A 1,203-nucleotide genomic window follows, 5' to 3' on the forward strand; every position below is an offset into this window, starting at 1 on the left:
CCAGCCACCCGCTATCGGCGGGCGTCAGAAGCACGACGTCAGATATTTGGTACAAGGTCGAAGAGGCGCACAATCTGCCGGGTCTGGTAGACACAACATGATAATACGCTTGACGCATATATGCCAACTGTAAAACATTTGTTGCACTTGCCCCTTTATTGCGGTAGGCATTGCATTCAGCGGGTAGCGTCCTAAGGGCCTGCCGCTGCCTGAGGCCAGTCAGTTGGTCAGCGCCGCCTGGTTGGTTCAAGGGAGGATGATGTGCGTGACAACGAACAAGACCGCCGAGGGTCAAACACAGGCTTCCGGCAATGGGTTTGATCCAGGCGAATGCATCACCATGACCCGAGCAAGTGAATCCCCTTGAAGCAAGGGATAATAGAGGGAACGAAAATGAGCATTTTGATAAATCGTAGGCACTTCATGCAGGCCACATCCTCCGTGATTGCCGTGGGTGCGATGTCTTCTATTTCTGGACGCGCACGGGCGGCTTCCGCTGGGGAATTGAGGGTCAACGTGAGCGGCGGGAACTTCGGGGAGGCGGTTACGAAGGCATATGTCGAGCCGTTCATGGCGGAGACCGGAGTAAAAGTTATCGCGGTTCCGGCGGACTTCTCATCTACGCAGATCGCGATGATGGTCGATACCAAGAACGTTTCGGCTGACGTCGTTAACCTCGGTCAGACCAACGTCGATCCGTTGACCGCCAAGGGCTACCTCGAGCAGGTAGATTATTCTCTGTGGAAGAAGGAAGAACTTGAAGCAATATCTGACTTCGCGAAACACGCTAACGGGTTCGCTTCCTATGTGTACTCCACAAACATGGTGTACAACACCAAGAAATTTCCGGCTGACAAGCCGCGACCAACCACGTGGGCAGAGTTTTGGGACGTCGAAAAGTTCCCGGGCGTGCGCTCCCTCTTCACCGGCGAATATGGAAATGGCCCGTGGGAAGAGGCGTTGCTTGCGGATGGCGTGCCCATGGACAAGCTATACCCGCTTGATGTGGACCGCGTCTTTGCCAGCCTCGACAAAATCAAGCCGCATATTCGCAAATGGTGGACCAGCGGCTCGGAAATTCTGCAAATCATGCGCGATAACGTCGCCGACGTTGTGCAGTCCTATGATGGTCGCGCACTTTCACTGATCGACGAAGGGGCGCCAATCGAAATCAACCGCAATCAGGCAAAACTGACGACGGAT

At 54.5% G+C, this 1,203-nt stretch carries 1 protein-coding gene; it reads left to right on the forward strand.

Going from position 1 to position 1,203, the window contains the following annotated elements; all coding sequences use genetic code 11:
• Positions 1-393: 393 nt before the first annotated feature.
• Positions 394-1,203, forward strand: an 810-nt coding sequence (locus RCCGE510_RS32165) for an ABC transporter substrate-binding protein (RefSeq protein WP_007637500.1), incomplete at its 3' end; no start/stop codon positions are given.

It is taken from the genome of Rhizobium sp. CCGE 510 (genome assembly GCF_000292525.1).
Taxonomy (GTDB): Bacteria; Pseudomonadota; Alphaproteobacteria; order Rhizobiales; family Rhizobiaceae; genus Rhizobium.